Origin of the sequence: Streptomyces sp. NPDC058274 (genome assembly GCF_042881375.1) — a bacterium.
Classification (GTDB): Bacteria; Actinomycetota; Actinomycetes; order Streptomycetales; family Streptomycetaceae; genus Streptomyces.
In genome coordinates this window covers 510743-535738 of the sequence record NZ_JBHVXW010000002.1, presented here as the reverse complement: position 1 = coordinate 535738, position 24996 = coordinate 510743, and the positions used below count along the sequence as shown (strand labels likewise).

Sequence of the window (24996 nt, the reverse complement as noted above, 5' to 3'; positions counted from 1 at the left end):
GTGGGGGGGGGGGGAGCCTCGCCCGGGGCCGGGCATTCCCCGCGCCCCGGGGCGGCTCCGTGTCGTCCCGGGGCGGCTCCGTGTCGTGCCCGGCTCGGGCGGGTCACGTGCGGGGCAGTCGCTTCGTGATGTTGCGTACGGCGGTGGCCGCGAACTCCGTGGCGGTGTCGCACAGTTGGCGGGACGGCTGGGGGGCGTACACGGTCAGCTGGAAGAGTTCGGTGGTGTGGTCGCCGGCCGAGTCGGTGTAGGTGCGGTGCGGGGTCCGTACGGTGCAGCTGTCGTCCTCGGCCTCGTCCGCGATGAAGTAGCTCTTCGTGCCGGCGACGTTCACCGGTTTTCCGTCGTCGGCGTCCAGCGAGTTGTCCCGGCTGAACTGGATCTCCACCGCGCGGGCGCCGTCGTCGCTCGACCAGTCGCAGTCCCAGGAACCGAAGCCGCGGTCCCGGTTGTCCGCCTCGACGCCGGGAAGCCGCTTGAGGTCGGTGGCGTCGAGCAGCGTGCAGGCGTCGAGCCGGGCCAGGGAGTCCGCGGCCGGTGACGACGGACGCCGGGGCACCGGGCCCTCGGACAGTACGCCGACCACGTGGTCGGTGGCGGCGTCGGCCATCTCGCACGGGTCGGGCGACGGGGTGCCGAACCGCTTCCCGATGACGCGGACCTGCTTGCCGTCGGCGGTCAGGACGGCCCGGGCGCAGGTCGTTCCGTCACGCTTGAGCGTCACGATGGTGAGGCCGCCGGCCAGGCGGGTGGACAGGACGTCGTCGAAATCGTCCCGGTCCGAATCGAGGTTGACCTGGACATCCGCGTTGTCGTCACCGCTGTTGTTGCGCACCAGGACGTCGCACCGGTCGATCTCCCCGTAGTCGGGGTCCCGTGCGGTATCGCCGAAGCGGCTCAGGGAGGCCGCGTCGAGCAGCCCGCAGGGGTCCGCCGTACGCTCGTCGCCGATGGCGCCGGCCTGCGCCGTGGCCGACGGTTTCGCGTCGGCCGCGCCGGTACGTCCCCCCGTGTCGGCCTCGTCCTTGGCGGCCCACGGGCCGAAGAGGACGAGGCCCGCCGTGATCGCGCCCGCCGCGACCAGCGCCACCGCCGTGACCGTCAAAGGGTGGCGACGTCGTCGGCGTACGGGCTGTGGCGGCTGGAGCATGAAGGGCGTGAAGTCCTGCGGGCGGCGCAGGAGTCCCGGCAGCCGGAGCGTGCGGGACTTGAGGTCTCCCGTACGGCCGTTGTGCAACTGCTCCTGGATGTGCGGGGGCGGGGGTACCGCGCGCGTCAGCAGCTGCTGCGCCCTGGCGGCGTCGGGCCGGCGGCGGGGGTCCACCTCCAGCAGATCGGCGAGCGGCACGTCCAGCGGGCCGGCCCGGTGCATGGGCTCGATGTGTCCCTCGACGGCCCGGGCCAGATAGGCCATGAGGTGTTCGGCCTCCCCGTACGGCGACCGGCCCTCGACCGCCGCGAACAGGGAGGCGCCCAGGGAGAACACGTCGGACTTCTCGTCCGCGGGCTGCCCTTTGGCCAACTCCGGTGCCAGATAGCGGGGTTTGCCGCGCACGCTGCCCGTCATGCTGTCGGTGGCGTCGCTCCACAGGGCCCGCGAGATCCCGAAGTCGGTCAGCCTCGCGATGCCTTCGTCGGTGACGAGGATGTTCTCCGGCGTCACATCGCCGTGCATCACGCCGGCCTGGTGGGACTTCACCAACGCGGCCGCGATCTGGCAGCCGATCGAGCCGGCCGCCTCGTGCGTGAGCGGGCCGCTCTCCGCCACGATCTGCGCGAGGCTGCGCGAAGGGACGTACTCCATGATGATCCAGCAGTTGGCGCCCTCGTCGATGAAGTCGAAGACGCCCACGATGTTCGGGTGGTGCAGCCGCCCGGCGTTGCGCGCCTCGCCCATGAGCCGTCGCATGGCCCGATCGTCGTCCAGGCGACCGCACTTGACCGCGACCGGCCGTTCGAGCCGCTCGTCCCAGGCCAGCCAGACGACGCCCATCCCACCTCTGCCGATGGGCTCCTGCAAGAGATACCGGTCAGCGATCCTGTCCCCGGCCTCCGGCGTCACCAGCACCGCCCCACCCCTCGCCCCCAGCCGACCGTCCCCTCAGGTGACGGAGTGTACTCAGCACGAACCCGGCAGTGATCCGCTTCACCGGACTTCGCGCGGACCCGCCCAGAACCCCCACAGCGCCTCCGGGCCGGGACGAGCAGGAGCGCGCGGAACACACCCGCCGGTCCCCGCCAGCGCCGCCAGCGCCGCCACCAACTCGGTGAACTCCATGAGCGGCTCCCGGTGCATACGGACCACCCGGCCCGGGGGAATCGCGGCTCCTGGTGGGCTGTCCACCGGGAGCACCGAATCGCCGAGGAAGACCGCCCGCTCCAGACCGACGCTGCGGGCGTGGCAGACCACTGCTGTCCAGACCTGCGGGCGGGCGCGCCCCATCCGCACCACAGGAGGCCGGCCAGGCCTGGCTCAGTTGTCCGTGAAGTCCCCCGGGATTGTCCGTGCTCGGTAACGGACGCATCCCGTGGCCGCCGCTCCTCGTCCTACCAGATGGTCGCGAGGTGACCGGGGAATCGGCGAGGAACTGCGGGAAAGCAGGGCGGACATGGCGCGGCACGGTGACGGGCGGGGCTGGTACGGCAAGGTGGTCGGGGCGGCACTCGGGGTGACCTTGTTCGCCGTCGGCGCCTCGATGTGGACCGCGCAGGCCGACGCCGTGAGCGCCCCTTCGTCAAAGGCGACCGCGCCGGCCACGCGCAGCAGTGGCGTCAAGGCGGTCGCGGTGGCCATCGCGCACGCCTCGGACAGGGGGGCGCGCGGCGTCAACATCACCATCGACGACGGGCCCGATCCCGTCTGGACGCCTCAGATGCTGGACGTGCTGCGGGAGTACGGGGTGAAGGCCACGTTCTGCATGGTGGGGACGCAGGCGCAGGCACATCCGGACCTCGTGAAGAAGGTGGTCGCGGCCGGGCACCGGCTGTGCGACCACACGGTGTCGCACGACACCGCGATGGACAAGAAGTCCCACGCGTACCAGTCACAGCAGATCCTCGACGCCGAACGCATGATCACCGAGGCGTCCGGGGGCGTACGACCGATGTACTACCGGGCGCCGGGCGGTGCCTTCACCCCGTACAGCCGCACGCTCGCCGCCTCCCGAGGCATGCGCCCGCTGGGCTGGAACGTGGACACCAAGGACTTCGAGCGGCCGGGGACGGACGCCATCGTCGCCACCGTCGAGCGGGAGCTGCCCAACGGACCGACGCTCCTCTTCCACGACGCGGGGGGCGACCGCTCCCAGACCGTCGAGGCCCTGCGCCGGATCCTCCCCCAGCTCAAGGAGCAGGGCTGCTCCTTCGGTTTCCCGGTGCGCTGAGCCCCGGCCCTGGCCGTATCCGGCGTTCAAGGAGGTCAAGGACTTCAAGGAGGTCAAGGAGGTCAAGGAGGTCAAGGAGACGACCCTCTCCAGCGAGGACGCGCGCAGCCCACGTCCGCACTGCCCGGCCGGTGTGCCGACGTGCAGCCCCAGGCCGGCGGCCTGGGGCTCCTTTCGGTGCCGGGGCTCGGCTCTACCAGGTCACGGGGCTCCCGCGCCGGCCCCGCTCGCGAAGCCGAACATGCCCACCAGGTCGCCGCGTTGCAGGCGGCCGCTGTCCAGCCGTTGGCCTGGGGGGTTCTGGGTGACGCGGCTCAGATGAGTTCGGGTTGCGGTTCCGGCTGCCGGGCTGGTGCGGGCCTCGGTTCCCACTCTCCGGTGGTCCGGACGTAGCCGTAGACGACCGAGGCCAGCGTCAGCACGAGGAGTGGTCCGGACAGCCACGGGTGCTTGGCCATCTCCCAGGGCAGAAAGCGATAGGACACCAGGAGGGCAGCGAAGACCGTCGCGCCGTAGGCGACCAACCGGATTCCCGCTCGGTCCCAGCCGCGGTCGAGCGAGCGCAGGGCTGCCTCGATCGTGAGCGTGAACACCACACCGGCGATGAGATCCACACCGTAGTGGTAGCCGAATCCCAGGGTTGCGGTGAGCGTGGCGATCAGCCAGAACGTGCCGGCGTAGCGCAGGACCCTTGGGCCCTGGCGGGAATGGATGAAGATCGCGGTGGCCCACGCCGTGTGCAGGCTGGGCATGCAGTTCCGCGGGGTGATCTCGTCGAACGGCATGTGGTGCGGAGCTTTGACCGGCGGCGGGGTTCCCGGCCACAGGTCGGCGACCGCCCAGTACTCGCTGGACGGAGTGTGCGACCACAGGCTGACCGCCGACCAGTGCTCGGCGCCGGTGCCATAGGCGAAGACCGGTCCGACGACCGGAAAGATCATGTAGATGGCCGGGCCGAGGAGGCCTATCACCAGAAAGGTGCGCACCAGATGGTGGCCCGGGAAGCGGCGCTCGACCGCCACGTGACGCAACTGGTAGAGCGCGACGACGACCGCGGCCACCGCGAGCTGGCCGTAGACGATGTCGAGGAAATTGAAGCCGATCGGGCCGGTGGCCGTGACGATCCGGCCCAGCAGCCACGACGGGTCGCCCAGCGCGTGGTCGGCGGTGGCCATGTACTGGTCGAGCACCTCCGGGCGGGTCTTCGAGGTGATGAGCAGCCAGGTGTCGCCGGTCTTGCGGCCGGCCACCAGCAGCAGGCCAAGTCCCACGCCCTTCAGCAGCAGGACCCGCTCCCGGCCGGTGCGACGCGTGACCGCGATGACCGCACAGCCCAGCATCACCCACAACGCGCCGTTGCCGAAGGGGTGCCCGTGGGCCACCTTGACGTCGGCCGCCCACCGGACCACGAAGAAGACGACGTCGATACCGATCGCGGCTCCGAGCGCGATGAACCGTTGCCGCCAGGTGAGCACCACCATCATCAACGCCATACCGGCGTACAGCAAGAAGCCTGATTTGGGGGCGAATACCACCTCTCGAGCCTCGCCGGCGAGGGGTCCGGGAAGGCCGTAGCGACGTGCGGCGATTTCCAGCGCGATGTGGAATCCGAGGGCCGCGACACCCGCCACGGCCCAGAGTCTCGCTCGCGGTCGGCGCCACACGGAGAACGCCGTTCTGCCGTCTGCTCGCGGGAGGGCCCGCGGTGGTATGTGTATCAATTTCGGCCAATTCGCTAGTTCTGAGTCAAGGGTCAGGGTGGGTTTCGCTCATCTCCTTCCGCTCGGGGCCGCCTTCTCCCCCACGAAGAGCAGCCCGCCCGACAGGGGAAGACGGAAAGTCCACAGTCCAGGTTCCAGCCCCGTTCCCGGGTGGCACGGGAGGCGTCGTCTCAGCCTCATCGAGCGCGTCGACCTGGGCAGAGCCTCAGTCAGCCGCCGCACGTCGTAGTCGCGCGCCCACACATCCGGATGCCGGACAACGAGGCCGCGCGAGCCCAAGTCCCCTGCGGATCCTCACCCTTGGACGGGAAGGTCCGGGTGGGTGGCCAGAAAGATCATGTAGGCGATCGCCGCCGTGGCGCCCAGCAGGGATAACGCACCACCCGCTACCGCCCGCGGCCTGCTCGTCCGGCCCGGGCCCGATGCCTGGTACTCGATGCGGGCCCGCACGAGGCCGACGACAGCCAGGGGTAGCGCGATGAAGCAGACCAGCATCCAGAACGGGCAACACAGCCAGCACGCCAGGGACGCACCGCCGAACCAGACCGCGAGCTCTGCCCGCTCTCGGGTCTCGTCCGGTGCGCCGACGGAAGTCATGGACCGATCCAAGCAGAAAGCCTGTGAAGGCGTGCGCCGGGTGCCGGTCGGTCCTCGATGACCGGGCGGCACGGTGCCAGGAACGGGTCGGGCCGCTCCCGCACAACGTGGCCCGCGAGCACGGCGGGTGATCACCCGCCGTGGCCGTCGGCGTTACGTGACATTGGCATTACATGGGGTTACGTGGCGTTATGTGGCGTTACGGCTCAAGGGCGCCGCACCGTGGCGATGGCAAGCGCCCCGATCGCGCAGGCGATGGTGGCCGCGAGGTAGGCGAGGTGGTAGCCCGTGAGCTGGTCGTCGCTGGTCGCCGCGACCAGGACCATGACCGCCACTCCGACACTGGCGCCGATCTGCTGTGCCACGACGTTCACCGCCCCGGCGACCGCGTGCCGGTCCGGCTCAACGCCGGTGAGCCCGGCGGACGTCATCGAGGGGAAGTTCAGGCCCTGGCCGATGCCGCTGACGACCAGGCCGGGCAGCACGTGCAGCACGTAGCTGCCGTGGTGCGGTGTGCTCAGCCACAGCGCTGTTCCGCCGCCGATCAGGACGAGCCCGACGGCCATCAGCCGGTACGGAGCGTGCCTGGCCAGCAGGTGTCCGGTGGCGTAGTTGGCGGTGAGGAACACGGCCAGCGACATCGGCACCAGGGCAAGACCGGACTCGAGCGGAGAGTAGTCCAGCATCCCCTGCAGATACAGGGGCGCGAAGAACAGCATCCCGACCGAGCCCATGTACTGGAGGAACGCTGCCAGGCTCGCGGCCCGTACCGAGGAGATCCGGAAGAGGCCGAGCGGAAGGACCGGGTCGGCGGTGCGGTGTTCGCGCACGACGAAGAGCACCAGAAAGGCCACCGCGGCGCAGAGCGCACTCCAGGCCACCGCGCCGCTGCTGCTCGCGCCGACGACCAACAGGGTGAGGCCCAGCGTGCCCGATATCGCCCCGGGCAGGTCCAGCCGGCCGCCGCGCCCGACACCATGGGGCAGACCGGCGCGCGTCACGGCCAGCACGGCGAGCCCCAGAACCACCGAGAACCACAGCACCGACCGCCAGCCCAGGAACTGGGTCAGTACGCCGCCCAGCAGCACCCCGCCGCTGAAGCTCGCGGCGCCGACCGCGGCGTACACACTGAGCGCCCGGTTGCGCGCCGGACCTGGTGGAAACACCTCGGTCAGCAGAGCCAGCGCGGCCGGACCCGACAGGGCCGCGCCAATGCCCTGGGCCGCCCGCGCGCCGAGCAGCACGGCGGTGTCCGGCGCCAGCGCCCCGGCCAGCGCGGCCAGCGCGAACAGGGCGACCCCGAGTTCGAACACCCGCCGTCGGCCGAACACATCGGCCAGCCGGCCACCCACCAGCAGGAACCCGGCGAACGTCACGGCGTAAGCGATCATGACCCACTGGAGCGTGGTGTCGTCCAGGCCGAAATGTGTTCCGACGGACGGCAGGGCGGCATTGAGGACCCCGAGACCACTCACGTCCAGTGCCAGCGCCCCGGCCAGCACTCCAAGTGCCAGGCCCGGCCGGTGCTGTGGCCTCACCTCGGTACGGGTCACGCGGACCTCCCGGTGAACTCGCCGCCGGCGGTGCCGGCCGGCCGGGCCGCGTCCGCGGGATCCCGCGGGCCGGCGGCCTCGGTCCGTACGCCGAAAGGTGCGGCCGCAAGGCGGTGCGGTGGACGTCTGGATAACGTCACGCCGGCAGCGCTCGTTAGGGTTTGTTGGGCAATGGCGAGTTCCAGTTGTCCGGTGCCCACCGCCAGGACACGAGTGTCGGCCGACACCGGTTTGTGGTTCATGGATTTCATGCCGAGCAGCTTGCAATGGCACTCGCCTGCTGTCCAGGCCGCCCCAACTCCTATGCCACCGAAGCGTATCCCGCACAAGGCCACCACATCTCCCGCCGACTTGTGCCGCCGGCGACCGCAATGGATTACCGGCCAGGACCGGGATGCGTGAGGATTGACCCGGGTTGAACAGGGATGCCCGCTGTCGCCCATGACGTCCGGACCGACTCACGGCCAGAGCGCGAGAAGAACAGCGAACCAGTCACTTCGGGGGCTAAATCTCGTCAGCGCTCCTTCCGACCCACGAATCACACTTGTCTCTCCATTCACACAGTGGCAGTCTGAGGTGTCGGCCGGGCGAGAGCCCATAATCCGGACCACGTCAGTCCGCATAGTTCCTGACTTGGGTGAATGGGGTCTCGAGGCTCGTCGGCAGTGGTAGTGCGGCGGAAGATTTTCGCCTGTACGTTGCTGAAGGCAACGCAGTCGCGGATCGGCTTGACCAGGAGACTGACGAGGAAACCCGGCGGCTGGACTGCCGGGCAGTGAACCTGAACCGGATCACGATCCGGTTCAGCCAGGACGACTTAACGGGGGTTGGGTCTCGGTGCGCGCACCAGTTTTTCCACAGCCATGTCTTTCTTTCCGTGGTGGGACAGCCCGCCCAGCGCGCCACGGATCTCTTTGCCCCTGAGCGGGCTTCCTCGCGTGCGGCCCCAGTGCGGCGCTCGACACGGCGGAGTGAATCTTCCGGTTCATGCTCTCTTCACGGCCCGTTGGCCGGGCACCGTCTGACCATTTCGATAACCGCCCGTCTCGGCCGCGTTTTCCGGCCTGCCCGCATGTGTGCCGCAGCCACCTCAATCCTGCTGCCATTGCACCGTTGACGGAGTTTCTGCGCCCTGAAACTGCCGGCCGCAAGCTCTGCCCGCGTACATTTCATTTGCCCTGCCGAGGAGCCGAAATGCCCCAAGAGCGCGCAGCCCGAGACTTATCCGCCGTAACAGAGTTTCTCATTTCTCGTGTTGTCGAGCTGATGGACATATCCCGGGACTCGGTGGATCGCTGGGCACCGATGCACCGGTACGGTCTGGATTCGCTTAAACTGTCAACCATTGCCGCCTCGTTGTCCGCATTCGTCGGCTGGAAAGTTCCGGTCACCTGGATGTGGCAGTACCCGTCCATCGACGAGCTGTCCCATGCGCTTGTCGACGGTCCACGAGCCGCTCAGACCGCCCCGGGCAGCGATCGCCGGGTGGCATCGCACGAGCCCATCGCGATCGTGGGCATCGGCTGCCGGTTCCCCGGCGGACCGGATCCGTCCGCGTTCTGGCGGCTGCTGGCCGAGGGCCGCGACGCCGTCGGCCCGGTGCCGGCCGCGCGGCGCGATCTCCTGGGCGACAAGGTGCGCTGGGGCGGATTCATCGACGGCATCGACCAGTTCGATCCGCTGTTCTTCGGCATCTCGCCCCGCGAGGCCGTCCAGATGGATCCGCAGCAGCGGCTGGTACTGGAACTGGCCTGGGAGGCGCTGGAGGACGCGGGTGTCCCGCCGCTCAGCCTCGTCGGCAGCGACACCGGCGTGTTCATGGCCTCCTGTTGGGGCGACTACGCCGCGTTGGCCCACTACCGCGGCCCTGACAGCCAGATCACCCCGCACACCGCGACCGGCATGCACGACGGCATCATCGCCAACCGCGTCTCCTACTTCCTCGGCCTGCAGGGCCCGAGCATGGCCATCGACGCCGCCTGCGCCGGATCGCTGGTCTCCGTACACGTGGGATGCCAGTCGATCTGGATGGGCGAGAGCGAGCTGGTGCTGGCCGGCGGCGTGAACCTGAGCTTCGTCTCCGACTACTACACCGCCATGGACCAGATGGGCGCGCTCGCCCCGGACGGCCGCTGCAAGTCGTTCGACGCCCGGGCCGACGGCTACGTCCGCGGTGAGGGCGCCGGGGTCGTGGTGCTCGCCCCGCTGAGCGTGGCCCTCGAGCGCGATCTGCCGGTCTACTGCCTGATCAAGGGCAGCTCGTCCCACAACGACGGGCTGAGCAACGGCATGACCGCGCCGAACCCCCGGGCGCAGGAGCTGATGCTCCGCAACGCCTACCGACGGGCCGGCATCGCACCGTCCCTCGTGGACTACATCGAGTGCCACGGCTCCGCGACGCCCCTCGGCGACCCGATCGAGGTCAACGCCATCGGCGCGGTCCTGGGCGGTGACCGCGCGGCGCCGCTGCGGCTCGGTTCCGTCAAGTCCAACGTCGGGCATCTGGAAGCGGCAGCCGGCATCGTCGGACTGGTCAAACTCGCCCTGTCGATCCGCAACGGCGTGCTGCCGCCGAGCCTGCACTACGCCACCCCGAACCCGCAGATCATGTTCGACGAGTACAACCTCACCGTCCAGGACCGGCTGACGCCGTGGCCGCGACGGTCCGACGCACGCCGGGCGGGCGTCAGTTCCTTCGGCTTCGGCGGCGCGATCTGCCACGTCGTCGTCGAGGAGCTGCCGCGGCCCGAGGGCTCGCTCCTCCTGCTGGCGGAGGACTCCCGGGAGGCGCTGGCCGAGCGGGTCTCGGCGCTGCGTGACGAGAACGACCTGCGGGAGATCTGCCGTCGGACACCCGGCGACGGCCCGTTCCGGCTCGCCGCCGCGGCCCGCGACATGACCGAGCTCAGGGCGCAGCTGGCTGCCTTCACCGCCGGCACGACGGTTGACGGGCTGAGTGCCGGGGAGCTGACCGGACGCAGGCCGCGGGTGGCGTTCCTGTTCTCGGGAAATGGTTCGCAATGGGTGGGCATGGGCAGGCAGTTGCTCGCCGGTATGCCCGTGTTCCGGCGGTCCATGATGCGCTCCGACAAGCGGATGCGGGAGCTGCTGGGCTTCTCGCTCGTCGACCAGATGCTGGCGCCGGACGGCCGCATCGACGACATGGACGTCTTCCAGCCGCTGCTGTTCTGCATCCAGGTCGCGCTGGCCGACGCCTGGCGCTCGCTGGGGGTGGAGCCGGACGTCGTCGTGGGACAGAGCGTCGGTGAGTTCGCCGCTTCCCACATCGCCGGCGCACTCGACTTCGAGGACGCCTCCCGCCTGGCCGCCGCACACGGCCGGCTCCTCCAGCAGCTGGCCGTCGGACGCGGCGAGGGCATCGTGGTCACGACCGGTGCGGACGTCGTCAAGCAGTACCTGACCGGCCGGCTCACGGTCGCCGGCTACAACGGCCTGAACTCCACACTGGTCACCGGTACGCCCGAGGAGATCGACGGCCTCGTCCAGCGGCTGACCGAAGAGGGCATCACGAGCCACCGGGTGCGGATGGGCCACGCACCCCACTCGCCGCTGGTCGACCACGTCCTCACCCCGCTGAGGGCCGAACTCGACGGCATCGCGCCCCGGACCACGCGCGTCCCGATGATCTCGACGGTCACCGGCGAACTCGTCGACGGCGCGGAGCTCGGGCCGGACTACTGGGCGGACAATCTGCGCGGGGAGATCCGCGTGGTCGACGCGCTGACCACCCTGCGCGGCCACGACATCGACGCAGTGATCGAGCTCAGTCCGCATCCCGTACTGCTGAAGTCCGTGGCGGAGATCCTGCCGGCGACCACCCTGCCCTCGCTCCGGCGTGGCACCGACGAAGCCTGGACCCTGCTCGGCTCGCTCGGCGCGCTGCACGCCGCCGGCCACCCCGTCGTGGCCGGCCCGTTCGTCACGGGCGACCGGGGACGCCACGTCACGCCGGGCCAGGGCGACGTGGCGGCCGACGAGCAGGTGCAGCTCGTACCCGTCACGGCGCGCTCGGCGGACGCGCTGGCCGCCACCTGCCGTGAGCTGTCCAACCACGTCGAACGTGACCCGGGCCTGCGGGTTTCCGACCTCGCCCACACCCTCGCGACCAGGCGTTCGCACCACAACCACCGCATCGCGTTGTTCGCCCGCAACCGTCAGGACGTCCTGGACGGACTTGCCCGGGTCGCCGCCGGGCAGCCGCACCCCGATGTCGTCACGGGCACGGTCGCCGGCAGCGGCGACCGGCGGGTGGCGCTGGTGTTCTCCGGCGGCGGAACGCAGTGGGCCGGCATGGGCCGGGAACTCATGCGCTCGCACACCGGCTTCCGTACGTGGATGAACGCCTGCGATGCCGCCGTGCGCGCGGCCGGCGGCTGCTCGGTGCTCGACGAGCTCGCCGCCCCGGCCGGCCGGGCCAGGTTCGAGGAGATGGACTTCCAGCAGCCTGTGCTGTTCGCCTTGCAGGTCTCGCTGGCGAAGGTCTGGCTCGAACTCGGTGTTCCGGCGACCGCCGTCGTCGGGCACAGCCTGGGGGAGGTCGCGGCCGCGTGTGTGGCCGGCGCGCTGTCGCTGGAGGACGCCGCCCGCGTCGTGGTCGCCCGGTCGCATCTGCTCGAACGGCGAGCTGCCGCCGGCGCCATGATCTCGGTGGACCTGTCGGAGCAGGAGCTGCTGCCGAGGATCGCCCCGTACGCCGAGCACGTGGCCGTCGCCGTGGTGAACAGCCCCACCAGCGCGGCGGTCTCCGGCTCGCCCGACGCCATCGGCGCCCTGGAGGCCGACCTCCGGCGGGCCGGGATCCCGACCAGGAGGATCCGGGTGGAACGGCCGGTGCACAGCCCCGGTATGGATCCGCTGATCCAGCCACTGCGCGACAGCATCGAGGGCATCACCCCACTGTCGAACACCATCGACTTCCATTCCACGGCACTGGCCGACACGGTGAACCCGGTCGTCGACGTCGACTACTGGGTGCACAACCTGCGCAACCAGGTCCGGTTCGCCGAGACGATCGGTGCCCTGGTCGAGGACGGCATCGGCACCTTCATCGAGATCGGCCCGCACGAGACGCTGCGCGGCGCGGTCGAGGAGATCGCGCTGACCCGCGGTGCCGGTGTGCACGCGGTCAACTCCCTGCGGCGCGACGAAAATGACGTCCGCTGCCTGCTGGGGGCCGCCGCCTCGCTGTACGTCAGGGGCCTTCCGCTGGCCTTCGACTCGTTGTTCGCCGACGACGTCGAGGTGGTGGAGACCCCCCTCGTGCAGTGGCAGAAGGACCGCTACTGGCTGGACACCACACCCCGGCCCCAGGTCACCTCGGCACCGGTCGCCGGACCCGTGGCCGAAACCGTGGCCGAGACCGGGGCCGAGACCGTGGCCGAGACCGTGGCCGAGGCGGTGGCCGGGACCGTGGAGTCCAAGCCGCTGGAGGAGGTCGTCCTCGGTGAGATCGCCGACGCGCTGGGCGTGCCGGCGAGCAAGTTCGACGCAGGCGCCGGCCTGCGCGACTTCGGTCTCGACTCGATGCTGGCGATCCGCCTCGTCAACAGGTTGCAGTCGCTGTTCGGGCAGCGGGTGTCGCCGGTGGTGTTCCTGGACGGCCGGACCATATCCGAGGTCGTCGGCCACCTCGTCGAGACCTTCGGCCGGACCACTGCCACCACGGCGGTCCCGTCGGCACCGGCCGCGGCGGAGCAGCCGTCCCCGGCGTCGGAGCCACAGCCGGAGGCGGTGGCCGAGCCGACGCGGGCGCCCCGGGGCGAACCGGCCCGGACCTTCCTCGACGATCTGACCGAACTGGACGCCGAGGAGCTGGTGGACGAACTGGCCGCGCGCGGCTTGCTGGAGCCCAGCGACGCACCGGCCTTCGAGCAGCTACGCGCCGACGGTCTCGGGCTCGAACTGGCACCGGCGTCCCACGGCCAGGCCTCGCTGTGGTTCATGCAGCAGATCGCCCCGGACGCCGTGCCCTACAACTTCATGGTGGCCGCCCGGATCCGGACGGCGGTCGACGAGCAGGCGCTCGACCGCGCCGTGCGGGCCGTGGTGGAGCGGCATCCCCCGCTGCGCACGCTCTTCGTCGAGGCCGGTGGCAGCCCGTACCAGGTCATCCTGGACGAGCCGGTGTACGAGTTCCTCCTGGTGGACAGCACCGACCTGGACGACGAGCGAGCCCGCGAGGAACTGGCCGGGTTCGGCCACCTGCCGCTCGACCTGGACCATGGGCCGCTGGTGCGGGTGGTGCTGATGACGCGCGGGCCGGCGGACCACTACCTGCTGGTGCTCGTGCACCACATCGCGTCGGACGCGGCGTCGGCCGACGTGATGATCCGCGAACTCCAGGAGTTCTACGAGGGCGTCGACCCCGCCGGCAGCGCGCCGGTCGTCCCCTACACGGACTTCGTCGACTCCGAACGGCAGTGGCTGGCCGCCCCCGCGGCCGACGCGGCACTGGACTGGTGGTCGCGGAAACTGGCCGACCCGCCCGCCCACCTCGACCTGTCCACCATGGAGCGGCCTCCCGGCGTCACCTACGAGGGCCGCGACCTGCGGTTCCGCTGGAGTGCCGAAGAGACGTGCCTGCTCAGGGAGTTCGCGGTCCGCGAGGGCGTGTCGATCAGCACCGTCGTGCTGGCCGGTTTCTTCGCCACGCTCAACCGCGCGGCCGGGGTGGAGGACTCCGTGCTGGCCACCGCCATCGCCCAACGCAGCGAACCGGGCTGGGAATCGGCCATCGGCTACTACCTGAACACGGTGCTGGTACGCGCGGCACCCGCCGGCGACCGCAGTTTCCGGGACCTGCTGAACGAGGTCCACGCCTTCTCGCTCGGCCTGCTCGAGCACATGAACTACCCGCTCGACCTGTTGGCGTCCACCCTGAAGCCGACCAGGGCCGAGGGCCGCTCCCCGTGGTTCGACGTGGTGGTGAACTGGCTTTCCTCGGACGCGTTTCCCCGGTCCGTCAAGCTCTTCCACGGCATCGGCGACACCATCGCGCCCGACAGTGCCCTGCCGCTCGAACCGCTGCCGGTGCGCAGGCACCTCGCCAAATTCGACCTGGAAATCTCGATGGCCGACATCGACGGCGAGGTGGTCGGCCACGTCCAGTACAAACCGAGCTACCTGGAGACGGGGACCGTGACGGCACTGCTCGCGCTCTACCGCACGGTGCTCTTCGACTCGATCGCCCACCCCGACCTGGCCCTCCAGGACATCGCCCCGAGCGGCCGCCCCGAGGAGACAGACCAGTGACCGAGACCCTGCACTCCGAGTTCGTCGAGCAAGCGGTCAAGAACCCGCACGCGCCCGCCGTCTACTCCGACGCCGGCGTCCTGACGTACGGCGAGCTGAACGAGCGGTCCCGCGTGCTGGCCGAACGGCTCGTCGCCGACGGCGCCGGCCCCGGTGTCCCGGTGGGCATCTGCGTCGAGCGCACCCCCGACCTGATCGTCGGCATCCTGGCCATCCTGCGGGCCGGCTCCTGCTATGTGCCACTGGACCCGAAGTATCCGGCCGAGCGGCTGACCTTCATGGTCCGGGACAGCGGGACCCACCTGCTGCTGACCACGCCCGCGTCCCGGGCCAACTGCCCGGCCGGCCCGACCGTGGTCCTGCTGGGTGAGACGGTGACGACCGAGCCCGGCGAGAAGCCCGTGCCGGTCGTGCCCGGCGACACCGCGTACATCATCTACACGTCGGGATCCACCGGCCGGCCGAAGGGCGTGGCCATCCACCACAGCGGCTGCGTCGCCATGCTGTCCGAAATGGACCGGATCTTCGACGGCTGCGACCTGAGCGGCGTCTCCGCGGCGAGCTCGGTCTGCTTCGACATGTCCGTGATGGAGATCTTCGGCGCGTTGTGCCGGGGCGGCGCCGTCGTGCTCGTGGAAAGCGCCGTCCACCTGCCGGAGAGTCCGTACGCCGACAGGATCACCCATCTCAACGTCGTCCCGTCGGTGATGAACGGACTGCTCGACGCCGTCTGTCTGCCGCCGAACGTGCGCACGGTCGTCTTCGGCGGAGAGCCCCTGCGGCGCAAGCTGGTGGACCGGGCGTACCGGGAGACCAGCGCGGACCGGGTCTTCAACGCCTACGGCCCCACCGAAGGGACCGTCTTCTGCTCCTTCAAGCTGGTGCCGGAGGACGAGACCGATGAGCCCTCGATCGGCACACCGTCGGTCAGCGCCCGCGCCTACGTGCTCGACGAGAACCTGGAACGGCTGCCGCCGGGCGTGCCCGGTGAGCTCTACATCGGCGGCGTCGGACTCGCCCACGGCTACGTCAACCGGCCGCGCACCACGGCCGAACGGTTCGTGCCGGACCCGTTCATGGACGGCGAACGCATGTACCGCACCGGTGACGTCGTCACCTTCACCGACGACGGTGAGCTCCGGTTCGGCGGCCGCTCCGACCACCAGGTCAAGCTGCGCGGCTTCCGCATCGAGCTGGAAGAGGTCGAGGCCCGCCTGACCGGCTGCCCCGAGGTCCAGGAGGCCGCCGCGGTCGTACGGGGCAACCGCCTCATCGGCTATGTCGTGCCCGCGGGCGGCCACCAGGACGGTGTCCGGCTGGACGCCGGACTCCAGAGCGCCATCACCGGCAGGCTCGCCACCGAGCTGCCCGAGTACATGGTGCCGGGGACGATCGTGTTCCTGGCCGCGCTTCCGTCGGCGCCGGGCGGAAAGCTCGACCGCGCCGCGCTTCCCGAGCCGCCGGCCGCCGATTCCGGCCGCCCGTTGACGGCCGCCGGCACACCGACCGAGGTGGCGCTGTCGGAGATCTGGGGCCAGCTGCTCCACCTCGAACCGGCGAGCATCGATGTCCAGGCCGCCTTCTACGACCTCGGCGGCGACTCACTGCTCCTCGTCCGGCTGGCCAGGCTGATGACCCGGCGGTTCGACCGCCGCGTCCGCGTGCCCGACCTGTTCAGCTTCCGTGACATCTCCTCCCTCGGCCGCTGGCTCGACGAGGAGAGCGGCGCCACCCCCGAGCTGGTCCAGTCGGCCCGCCTCCGCGCCCACACCCGCCGCGCCGCGCTGCGTGGCCGCCGTACCTCCACCGGCAGCTGAGCCACCCCCACTTCGACTCGAAGCAGGAGCCTTGCCATGACCGAAAGCCCCGAGCAGGACTACGACCCGGGCGATGTGGCCGTCATCGGCATGTCGTGCCGGACGCCCGGCGCCGGCACCAAGGAACAGTTCTGGGACAACCTCATACACGGCAGGGAGTCCGTGTCGTTCCTGGCCAAGGACGAGATCCTGGTCGACGAAACCCTGATCCACAGCCCGTTCTACGTGCGGGCCTGCGGCTTGCTCGACGGCTACGACCGGTTCGATCCGGGAGTGTTCGGCATCAGCGACCGGATGGCGAACAGGATGAACCCGGAGAACCGGTTGTTCCTGGAGAGCGCGTGGGAGTCGCTCGAGGACGGGGGTTACGACCCGGACCGGGTCAAGGCCGAGGTGGGCGTCTACGGCGCCAACAACCCGCAGACCGCAGCGCTCTACAGTGCCCCGCCGGACCGGGTGTCGGTCGGCCCCGAGGCGATCGAGGCCAGCCTGGCGTGGTCGCCGGACACCATGACGTCCAACGCGCTGTACTACCTGGGGCTGACCGGCGAGGCCGTCACCCTCGCCGCCGTCTGCGCCGGCTTCCACTACGCGGTGCACCTGGCCTGCCAGTCGCTGCTGCTCGGCCAGACCGACATGGCGATCGCGGGTGGAGCCATGGTCCGGCTGCCGCACCCTCGTGGTCACCTGTGGGAAGAGAACCGCATCCTGTCCAGGGACGGCCACTGCCGCCCGTTCGACGCCAACGGCACCGGCACCGCGCTGTCCAGCGGTGTCGTCACGCTGCTGCTGAAGCCGGTGGCCCAGGCCGTCGCCGACCGGGACCACATCTACGCCGTGGTCAAGGGCTCGGCCATCAACAACAACGGTGTCAGCGCGATGGCCTACGGTCTGGCACAGCCCGAGCGGCTGAGCGCGTGCATCGCCGGCGCCATGGAGGTCGGTGGCGTCACCCCGGACACCGTGTCCATGTACGAGGCCAACGGTCTCGGCCTGCCGATGACCGACGAGCTCGAGGTGCACGCGGCGAGCATGGCGTTCGGCAAACAGACCGGCACCAGCTCGATCGGCGGGGTCAAGGGCAACGTGGGCCACGGCGGTGTGGTGTCGGGCGGCTTCGGTGCGATGAAGGCCGTGCTGGCCCTCCATCACAAGAAGCTGGCACCGACGGTCAACCTGACGGAGGTCAACCAGGACCTCGACTTCCCCAGCACCCCCTTCGTACCGCAGCTGGAGGCCGCGGACTGGGACCCGGAGTCCGGGATCCGCCGGGCGGGCGTCACCTCGATCGGTGGCGGTGGCTACAACGCGCACCTGGTGCTGGAGGAGCCGCCGGCGGTTGCCGAGCGTGCGCCCGAAGCCGTCGGCAGGCCGCGACTGGCCACCCTGTCCGCCCTGGACGACGAAGCGCTGGCTCGTCAGCGCGCGAGGCTGAGGGACTGGCTGGTCACCCACCCCGAGCTGCGTCTGGACGACGTCTGCTTCAGCCTCAACGTGGGCCGCAAGGTGATGGACCGCCGGTGGGCGGCCGTGGTCCGCAGCCGTGCGGAGCTGATCGAAGCACTGTCCGCCGACTCCCCCCGCGGCCCGGCCGCCGCCGCCGGCAACGCGCCGCGGGTGAACCTGGATTCCTTCCACCGAGGCGACAACGGGATCGTGCAGTCCGGTACGGACGCACCGGCGCTGTCCGATCTGGCTGCCGCCTGGGTGAACGGCCAACGGGTGGACTTCGACTCCCTGCACCTCGGGGAGACCAGCCACCGCGTGCCCCTGCCCACCTACCCGTTCCAGCCGCGCCGGTTCTGGCGTACGGACTGGTGACCGTGAGCACACCGGCACTGGACACCGTGGACCTGGGCGACCCGGGCACGTTCGCCGAAAACAACCTCGACGAGTTCTGGCGCACCCTGCGCGACACCGCCCCGGTGTACTGGAACCCGCCGGCCGGCGGCCGCCGGGGGTTCTGGGTGCTCTCCCGCTACGACGACATCATGGCCACCTACCGGGACGACGTGAACTTCACGTCCGAGCGCGGCAACGTGCTCGTCACGCTGCTGGGCGGGGGTGACGCCGGAGCCGGCCGGATGCTGGCCGTCACCGACGGGCACCGGCACCACGAACTGCGCAAGATCCTGCAGCGGGTGCTCTCGCCGAGGGTGCTCAGCGAGGTGGCCCGGGCGGTGCGGGTCAACACCCGGCAGCTGATCCGCGAGGCGGTCGGGACCGGCGTCTGCGACTTCGCCGAACAGATCGCCGGCCGGATCCCGATGACCACGATCTCGAACCTGCTCGGCGTGCCCGAGGAGGACCGGGACCACCTGCTCGAACAGACCAAGGCCGCGCTGTCGACCGACGACGAGGACATCGACGAGGTCGACTCCGAGATGGCCCGCAACGAGATCCTGCTGTACTTCATGGACCTGGTGGAGCTGCGGCGCGAGTCGCCGGGCGACGACGTGATCAGCATGCTGCTCGGCAGCTCCATCGACGGTGTGCCCCTGTCCGACGAGGACGTCGTACTCAACTGCTACAGCCTGATCATCGGGGGCGACGAGACCAGCCGGCTCACGATGATCGACAGCATCCACACCCTCGCGGCCCAGCCCGAGCAGTGGCGGCGGCTCAAGCACGGCGAGGTCGCGATCGACACCGCGGTGGACGAGGTGCTGCGCTGGGCGTCACCCACCATGCACTTCGGGCGCAGTGCCGTCCACGAAACCGAACTGCACGGCGTACGGCTGCGGCCGGGCGAGATCGTCACGCTCTGGCACTCCTCCGGCAACCGGGACGAACGGATCTTCGACCGGCCCGGGGTGTTCGATCTCGGCCGCACCCCCAACAAGCACCTGGCCTTCGGCTACGGGCCGCACTTCTGCGTCGGGTCGTACCTGGCCAAGGTGGAGATCTCCGAACTCCTCATGGCTTTGCGGGACTTCACCACCGGATTCGAGCAGACCGATGACGCGCTGCGCATCCGGTCCAACTTCCTGACCGGGTTCTCCACGCTGTCGGTGCGGTTCCGGCCCGATCACTCCGGACTGAGAGAGGACGACTGATGAGCGGTAGCCCCTTCGACGGCGGCGAAGCCGACTGGCTGGTCGTGGCGAACGCAGCCGGGCAGTACGCGCTGTGGCGGCCGTACCTGGAGGTGCCGAGGGGCTGGCGGATCGTCCACTCCGCCCCGGACCGTGACGGTGCCCTCGACCATGTCGAGCGGAACTTCACCGCCCCTTGCTGAACAGAAATCCGACCGGCGACCGCCTGGAGCGCGAGTGAACATCTACATTTCGGGACGAGGGGCATTCGCGGTGCAAGTCGCGGAGGCCCTGCAGGACGAAGGGCACCGGATCGCCGGTGTGGCGGCCCCCCGGCTGCGCAAGGGGCAGTCCGACGAGAACAACGCGTTGTCCTGGGACCGTCTGCGCTCCTGGGCGTTCGCCCGGAGCATCCCGTGGACGGACTCGGCCGAGCTGCGCGCGATGCACGTGCCGGACGGGGTGGATCTCATCGTCGCCGCGCATTCCCACGCCTTCCTGGGCCGCCGGACGCGCGCCAGGGCCGCCGTCGCCACCATCGGCTATCACCCCAGCCTGTTGCCGTTGCACCGCGGCCGGGACGCGATCCGATGGACGATCCGCGACGGTGACAAGGTGACCGGCGGGAGCGTCTACCACCTCACCGAGCGCACCGACGCCGGCCCGCTCGCCGCCCAGGAGCATCTGTTCGTGCCCCCGGGCTCGACCGCGCAGAGCCTGTGGCGCGAGCATCTGGCCCCGCTCGGTGTGCGGTTGCTGCTGCGGGTGGTCGCCGACCTCGCCGACGGCAGGCGGATCGAGGTCCCGCAGGACGAGAAGCTGGCGACCTGGGAGCCTGCGATGGGCGCGCCACCGCTGTTCAAGCCCGAACTCATCGCGCTGCCCGGAACGACGTCCGTCGATGGCAGCAGGTGGGCGCTTCACGCGCAGTGAAGGCCACGGGGGACTCCCTCAACCGGCCCTGGAGAGAGCTGAGTTGTCGCCTCGGAGTGCGGGCGCGGGTACGCGCCCGCACCCCGGAGCGCACCGAGGCGGCGGTCGGTCGGGAGGTCGCGCCCTGGGCTCCTGCCGGCTGCGCTACTCGTCGCGCACCCATCGCCTGACGCACTCCATCGGCGGCGGTCCCGGGTCGGCCTCGCGGTCGTGTGGACCGGGTACGGATTCCGGGCGGCCGGCCCGGGGGCCGTCGTGGGCGCAGCGGGTGCAGTCGGCCGCTCCGGAGCAGGCGCCGCCGGCCGGCAACGGCCACGTCACGGCAGGATGGCCGATCCGTTGAACCGGAGCAGCAGCGCGAGGTCACGGATGTCGTCGTGCTGCGTGGCCCAGAGCAGGAAGCGCTCCACTCCGAGTCCGAACCCCGAAGTCCGCATCGGATGGCGGGCGTTCATGTTCACGTACCACTCGTAGGCGTCCTCCGGCACCTCGTGCAGCGCGAGCGCGCGGCGCAGGTCGGCGACGTCGGTGTGGCGCTCGCCGGCGCCCACCGTCTCCCCTATCCCGAAGAGCAGGTCCGCGCTCAGGGCCTTGGCCGGATCCTCCTCGGCGAACGCCTGGTAGAAGGGGACACTGAGGTGGTCGGGATGCGTCAGCCAGACGTACCCGCCGAACTTGTCCATCAGAGCGCGCTCGCCCTGCCGGGTCAGGCTCCTGCACTGGGGCTCCAGCACGCTGACCGCGTCCGGCTGGTCCCTGAGCAGCTCGACCGCTTCCTCGAAGGGGACCCTGGGCAGTGAGCCGCTGCCGGCCAGGATCTCCAGGTGCTCCACGCTGCCGGCCATCTCGGTGATGGCCTGCCTGCCATGGGTGAGGAAGGACGTGGCGAGGTGCCTCAAGTAGGCCTCGACGACCTCGATGACGTCATCGAGTCCCCCGGCGACCTCGGCCTCGCTGTGAAAGAACTGGCACAGGTGCGTCTGGTCCGCGGACTCTCCGCGGAAGGACGGCATGAGGTAATACGACCCCTGCGGAGCCAGCCGGCAGCCGAACTCGAGCATGAACTGCATGGAGTCCGCCAGATAGGTGGGAACTCCTTCGAGTTCCACCTCGACCGGGGAGCTGTCGCTGCCGCGGCCCATCGGGCTGGAAATGGATCCGGTCGTGATGGGGAGGTGAAGGTTACGCGCACCCCGTCGAGTCCAGAATTCCGTCGTGCTGTGCGTGACAATGTCCTGCAGAATGGTCAGGTTGCGGTACCACGGATTTTCCAGCACGGCCAGATAGTGCTTTTCGGGAGTCAGCCAGGAACGAGGAGCCTCCACGGTTCCCCCAGGTGCAACGGACATGAATAATCCTCCGTCGATCGAAGGCGGAAAAAATGTCTTTGCCGCCGGGCCTCTTGGGCCCATCCTTTTTCACATTCGCGTCAGCAGTCCAGGTCCGGGCTCTGCGCACGGTCGCCATGACTTCTCATCGCCATTCGCGGGGCCGCTCTCACATGCTGAGACGCCGCACGGCGGTGGCCGGCCGCTGCCGGATGCCCTGTCCACGGACGGGCTTGAAGGGTTCACCCGTGAAGCAGCGCCAGGCAGTCCGCCAGGGCCCGCGCCGACGTGGGTGAGTGGCCGCTCACGGTGGTCACGGAGTGCACGGCGAAGGCCATCTCCCGGTAGGAGGACAGCCGCAGGTCGCTGAGTGGGGGAACCCTGTGCAGCACGAGGCCCCCCGCGTCCTCCACCCGCAGCTCCCGGCCCTGCAGCGTGACGGTGCGATCGGCGTCCATGATCTTCAACTGGGCTTCCTCGATGGCCGATCTGACCGTGACCACCAGCGAAAGCCGGGCACCGGAGTCGAACTCGACCGATCCGACGGCCGAGCCCTTCTCGGCGCCGTCGATGTGCGCCGAAACGGGCTTGCCGAAGAGCTGGCACACCAGGTCGAGATACGGCGTGACAGCGCCGATGACCGCCTGGGACGGCCACCGTTCGAGGGGCCCCTGCGCCAGGTTGTGCGCCGCGTGGCACAGCGGGCCCGAGGCCGGAGTGAAGTGGGAAATGATCAGCCCGCCGCAGGCAGTGGAGGTCCACGTCAGGCCCGTGATCCCGTGATCGGGAATCAGCAGCCCCCGCAGCGGCAGCACCATTCCCATGGGTACCGCGTAGTTGGCGTCGTCCTCGGCCAGTTGGTCGAGCTCCCTGAGTGAGAGCGGTGGTCCCTCTTCCAGCAGCACCGCCTTGCCGGCGGCGCGGGCGGCCCGGCTGAGGGTGAGGCGATCCGCGTGAGGTACCGCGAGGACGAGCAGCTCGATCTCCGGCCTCTCGAGCAGCTCGGTCCAGCTTCCCGCGGCGGCTTCGCCGACCCCTCGTACGCCGAAAGGACCGTGCCCTTCGTATATCTCGAAGAGTTCGCAGCGTTGCAGGGACGCCCACGCTCGGTGGGCCGCGAGGCCGTCGCCCACAACAGTCGTCAGGATTGGCATAGTTCACTTCCGGGGCCGAGTGCCGCCACTCAGACAGAAATCATCACTCGTTGCCAGGTGGTGGCACCGAATGCAGGGGAACGCACGCTCTCCAGCGCACGGGGACTGGCTTCGAGGAGCCACTTCAAGAACACACCGAGACTTTCCCGGAGTACGACACGCGACAGCATGGCTCCCAAGCAGTAGTGCTTGCCCATACCGAAGGACAGATGGCGAGGCCCGGCCCGCCCGGGGATGAATTCGTCCGGATTCTCGTAGACCGTCTCGTCCCTGTTGGCGGAAGCGATCACAAGGACCACCCGCTGACCGGCCGGCACCGAACACCCCCCGATCTCCAGGGGGGTGGTGGTCGTACGCGGCACGAAATGGAACGGCGCGTCATAGCGCAGGGCTTCCTCGACCACGGCCTCCAGGCGCGTGGCCTCGGCTGCGGCCGACTGCCGTTCGGCCGGGCTCCAGCCCATCATCACGTCGGCCGTCGTGGCCAGAGCGCTCGCCACGGGGTCGATGCCGCCCGTGAGCAACTGCGAGAAGACGGCCAGCGCATCGTCCCTGTCGAGCTTCGCGATGCCGTGCAGCGCCATCAGGCGTTCGTCTTCCGACGACAGCAGCCGGGGCAGGACGGTGGCCTGGACATACGCCCCGAGCTCGTCGGCCGCCTTCAGCGCGACCCGGGCTCGCCGGGCGTCCGCCGTCGGTGTGCTCAGGAAGGCGATGAGTTGCGTGGACCACGCCCGCACCAGGGCCGTGTCACCCGGCGGCACGCCGAGCACGGCACAGGTGAGACGTGCCGCGAGCGGTGCGGCGAAATCGCCGAACAGATCGATCTCACCCGGCGTGGACGCGTCGAGCAGTTCCTGTGCCGTCTGCCGCACGAACTGCGCCCATGCCTCGGCGGTGCGCCGCGGGAACGCGGGAGCCACCACATCACGCAGGCGGGCCTGGTGGGGCGGATCGCTGAAGACCATCCAGGAGTTGAAGAAGGCGACGGCCCGCTCCACCTCCGCGACGTCCTCGGGACGCTGCTGCCCCATGTAGTCCCCGGGACAGGCCGACAGGGTCGGCTCCCTCAGCAGGCCGGACACCAGCTCGTAGGACGTGACGTACCAGGAGTTGGTGGGTTCGTTCCAGTGCACCGGTTCGACCGCGCGCATGCGGGCGAAGACCGGGTAGGGGTCGACAGCTGTCTCGTGCGTCAGCAGTACGGATCCGTCAAACACTGCCGGCCCTCCTCTTCAGCCAGGACTTCACCAGTGGTGCCGCTCCGACGAGCGCACCCGCCGTTGCGATGCCCCGGGCCGGCCACTTGCCGCGGCGGCCCGTCGACAGGAGCTGGGAGTACCCGCGGGCGGCCTTGTCCGGGACCGCGAAGAGCGGGGCCGAGAACCAGGACAGATGCCAGAAGGAAATGTTCATCGTCGCTTTGACCGCACCGTGGAAGGCCGCGGAGGAGAGCCCCAGCAGGGCCCTGTGCCGCCATGCCGCCAACAGCGCGGGGGCGAAGGCCAGTTCATAGAGCAGCGCTCCCGTTGACGCCGCCTGAGCCAGCTTCGGGTTCATCGCCGAAAGGCGCTTCCCGGCCGGCGTCCCGAGTTCGGCCCACGCGCCCTGGAGCGTCCTGCCGTGGGTCCATTTCCAGCCGACCGTGGCGAGCTTGGAGATACCCGACTGCAGATACATCGCGGCGTAGTAGGCCTGCATGGCGGCCAGCAGAGCCGAGGCGTACGCGTCGGACGAGCCCGGACGTTGGGGCTTTTCGGGGTCGTCGGCGAGGGAGAGGAGACCGAGGAACACATTGAGGTGGCTGTTGTAGCTGTACAGGCTGTCGTCGAGTTTCACCACCTGCCGCTGCAGCAGCGCGAAGGACACGTTCGCCGCGATCCTGACGGCTGGATGGCGGGCGCCGAGCATCCAGGCGCCCGCCGACACGACCGTGATCCCGCGCAGTGCCTCGTACGCAAGGGGGTTGACGGCCCGGCCTGTCCCCGGGGTGCCGGCGGCCTCCTCCACCAGGGGCTGGTACGTGGCGAGGAAGGTGCCCGTCGGGAGGTGCCACACGGTGCGCAGCACGGCGGCGCCCGTGGTGAGGCGGCACAGCAACAGGCGTTCCGCGGCGCGGTCCTGGCGGATGCAGAGGTCACTCAGCCACCGGCTCGCGGGCCCTGCCGGCGGACTGGCTCCGTCCACGTCTGAACAACCCATG

Annotated in this window: 17 protein-coding genes; 7 read left to right on the top strand and 10 right to left on the bottom strand. The window is 70.0% G+C overall.

All coding sequences use genetic code 11. The annotated features are described in order from the left end of the window. Window positions 1-103: 103 nt before the first annotated feature. Window positions 104-2062, bottom strand: coding sequence for a protein kinase (locus tag ACFVYF_RS06855; RefSeq protein WP_389452129.1), 1959 nt, complete (start codon window positions 2060-2062; stop codon window positions 104-106). A gap of 84 nt (window positions 2063-2146) precedes the next feature. Beyond that, on the bottom strand, window positions 2147-2443 hold the full coding sequence (locus tag ACFVYF_RS06850) for a hypothetical protein (protein ID WP_389451836.1): 297 nt from the start codon (window positions 2441-2443) through the stop codon (window positions 2147-2149). A gap of 166 nt (window positions 2444-2609) precedes the next feature. Between ACFVYF_RS06850 and ACFVYF_RS06845 the strand changes: the two genes are divergently transcribed. Further along, window positions 2610-3383: a polysaccharide deacetylase family protein gene (locus tag ACFVYF_RS06845; RefSeq protein ID WP_389451833.1), complete on the top strand. Its 774-nt coding sequence runs from the start codon at window positions 2610-2612 to the stop codon at window positions 3381-3383. Window positions 3384-3697: 314 nt separating this feature from the next. Here ACFVYF_RS06845 and ACFVYF_RS06840 read toward each other — a convergent pair whose 3' ends face one another. The 4 genes from ACFVYF_RS06840 to ACFVYF_RS06825 all read right to left on the bottom strand — a co-directional run bounded on the left by ACFVYF_RS06840 (window position 3698) and on the right by ACFVYF_RS06825 (window position 7505). Beyond that, complete coding sequence (locus ACFVYF_RS06840) at window positions 3698-5014, bottom strand: phosphatase PAP2 family protein (RefSeq protein ID WP_389451831.1); 1317 nt, start codon at window positions 5012-5014, stop codon at window positions 3698-3700. Window positions 5015-5398: 384 nt separating this feature from the next. Then, complete coding sequence (locus ACFVYF_RS06835; protein ID WP_389451828.1) at window positions 5399-5701, bottom strand: hypothetical protein; 303 nt, start codon at window positions 5699-5701, stop codon at window positions 5399-5401. Between the two features lie 206 nt (window positions 5702-5907). Beyond that, the gene (locus tag ACFVYF_RS06830) at window positions 5908-7254 is read right to left on the bottom strand and encodes an MFS transporter (RefSeq protein ID WP_389451825.1); all 1347 of its coding nucleotides are present in this window, start codon (window positions 7252-7254) and stop codon (window positions 5908-5910) included. After that, the gene (locus ACFVYF_RS06825; RefSeq protein ID WP_389451822.1) at window positions 7251-7505 is read right to left on the bottom strand and encodes a hypothetical protein; all 255 of its coding nucleotides are present in this window, start codon (window positions 7503-7505) and stop codon (window positions 7251-7253) included. The genes ACFVYF_RS06830 and ACFVYF_RS06825 overlap by 4 nt, the downstream gene beginning before the upstream one ends. A 736-nt stretch (window positions 7506-8241) precedes the next feature. Here ACFVYF_RS06825 and ACFVYF_RS06820 point away from each other — a divergent pair. The 6 genes from ACFVYF_RS06820 to ACFVYF_RS06795 are packed head-to-tail and all read left to right on the top strand — an operon-like array spanning window position 8242 to window position 20311. Then, on the top strand, window positions 8242-14526 hold the full coding sequence (locus ACFVYF_RS06820) for an acyltransferase domain-containing protein (protein ID WP_389451819.1): 6285 nt from the start codon (window positions 8242-8244) through the stop codon (window positions 14524-14526). Continuing rightward, window positions 14523-16343, top strand: coding sequence for an amino acid adenylation domain-containing protein (locus ACFVYF_RS06815; RefSeq protein ID WP_389451817.1), 1821 nt, complete (start codon window positions 14523-14525; stop codon window positions 16341-16343). Before ACFVYF_RS06820 ends, ACFVYF_RS06815 begins: the two co-directional genes overlap by 4 nt. A gap of 36 nt (window positions 16344-16379) precedes the next feature. After that, window positions 16380-18164 carry a beta-ketoacyl synthase N-terminal-like domain-containing protein gene (locus ACFVYF_RS06810; protein WP_389451814.1) on the top strand — a complete coding sequence of 595 codons (1785 nt, stop codon included), beginning with the start codon at window positions 16380-16382 and terminating at the stop codon, window positions 18162-18164. Next, window positions 18161-19399, top strand: a complete 1239-nt coding sequence (locus tag ACFVYF_RS06805; RefSeq protein WP_389451811.1) for a cytochrome P450 — start codon at window positions 18161-18163, stop codon at window positions 19397-19399. Before ACFVYF_RS06810 ends, ACFVYF_RS06805 begins: the two co-directional genes overlap by 4 nt. Next, window positions 19399-19581: an MbtH family NRPS accessory protein gene (locus ACFVYF_RS06800; protein ID WP_389451808.1), complete on the top strand. Its 183-nt coding sequence runs from the start codon at window positions 19399-19401 to the stop codon at window positions 19579-19581. The genes ACFVYF_RS06805 and ACFVYF_RS06800 overlap by 1 nt, the downstream gene beginning before the upstream one ends. Before the next feature lie 34 nt (window positions 19582-19615). Continuing rightward, window positions 19616-20311, top strand: a complete 696-nt coding sequence (locus tag ACFVYF_RS06795) for a formyltransferase family protein (RefSeq protein ID WP_389451805.1) — start codon at window positions 19616-19618, stop codon at window positions 20309-20311. A gap of 317 nt (window positions 20312-20628) precedes the next feature. Here ACFVYF_RS06795 and ACFVYF_RS06790 read toward each other — a convergent pair whose 3' ends face one another. From ACFVYF_RS06790 to ACFVYF_RS06775, 4 genes are all read right to left on the bottom strand, one after another. Further along, window positions 20629-21660: an amino acid--tRNA ligase-related protein gene (locus ACFVYF_RS06790; RefSeq protein WP_389451802.1), complete on the bottom strand. Its 1032-nt coding sequence runs from the start codon at window positions 21658-21660 to the stop codon at window positions 20629-20631. A 221-nt stretch (window positions 21661-21881) separates the two neighbouring features. Further along, window positions 21882-22793: a hypothetical protein gene (locus ACFVYF_RS06785; RefSeq protein ID WP_389451799.1), complete on the bottom strand. Its 912-nt coding sequence runs from the start codon at window positions 22791-22793 to the stop codon at window positions 21882-21884. 29 nt (window positions 22794-22822) lie between these two features. Next, window positions 22823-24013 carry a cytochrome P450 gene (locus ACFVYF_RS06780; protein ID WP_389451796.1) on the bottom strand — a complete coding sequence of 397 codons (1191 nt, stop codon included), beginning with the start codon at window positions 24011-24013 and terminating at the stop codon, window positions 22823-22825. Further along, window positions 24006-24995 carry a hypothetical protein gene (locus ACFVYF_RS06775; protein ID WP_389451793.1) on the bottom strand — a complete coding sequence of 330 codons (990 nt, stop codon included), beginning with the start codon at window positions 24993-24995 and terminating at the stop codon, window positions 24006-24008. Before ACFVYF_RS06775 ends, ACFVYF_RS06780 begins: the two co-directional genes overlap by 8 nt. Window position 24996: the final 1 nt, after the last annotated feature.

Excerpts from the sequence above, each read along its gene's own strand:
- ACFVYF_RS06825 (WP_389451822.1), bottom strand. The coding sequence starts at position 7,505 with ATGAAATCCATGAACCACAAACCGGTGTCGGCCGACACTCGTGTCCTG.
- ACFVYF_RS06845 (WP_389451833.1), top strand. The coding sequence starts at position 2,610 with ATGGCGCGGCACGGTGACGGGCGGGGCTGGTACGGCAAGGTGGTCGGG.
- ACFVYF_RS06785 (WP_389451799.1), bottom strand. The coding sequence starts at position 22,793 with ATGCCAATCCTGACGACTGTTGTGGGCGACGGCCTCGCGGCCCACCGA.
- ACFVYF_RS06850 (WP_389451836.1), bottom strand. The coding sequence starts at position 2,443 with ATGGGGCGCGCCCGCCCGCAGGTCTGGACAGCAGTGGTCTGCCACGCC.
- ACFVYF_RS06820 (WP_389451819.1), top strand. The coding sequence starts at position 8,242 with ATGCTCTCTTCACGGCCCGTTGGCCGGGCACCGTCTGACCATTTCGAT.
- ACFVYF_RS06800 (WP_389451808.1), top strand. The coding sequence starts at position 19,399 with ATGAGCGGTAGCCCCTTCGACGGCGGCGAAGCCGACTGGCTGGTCGTG.
- ACFVYF_RS06775 (WP_389451793.1), bottom strand. The coding sequence starts at position 24,995 with ATGGGTTGTTCAGACGTGGACGGAGCCAGTCCGCCGGCAGGGCCCGCG.
- ACFVYF_RS06810 (WP_389451814.1), top strand. The coding sequence starts at position 16,380 with ATGACCGAAAGCCCCGAGCAGGACTACGACCCGGGCGATGTGGCCGTC.
- ACFVYF_RS06835 (WP_389451828.1), bottom strand. The coding sequence starts at position 5,701 with ATGACTTCCGTCGGCGCACCGGACGAGACCCGAGAGCGGGCAGAGCTC.
- ACFVYF_RS06790 (WP_389451802.1), bottom strand. The coding sequence starts at position 21,660 with ATGTCCGTTGCACCTGGGGGAACCGTGGAGGCTCCTCGTTCCTGGCTG.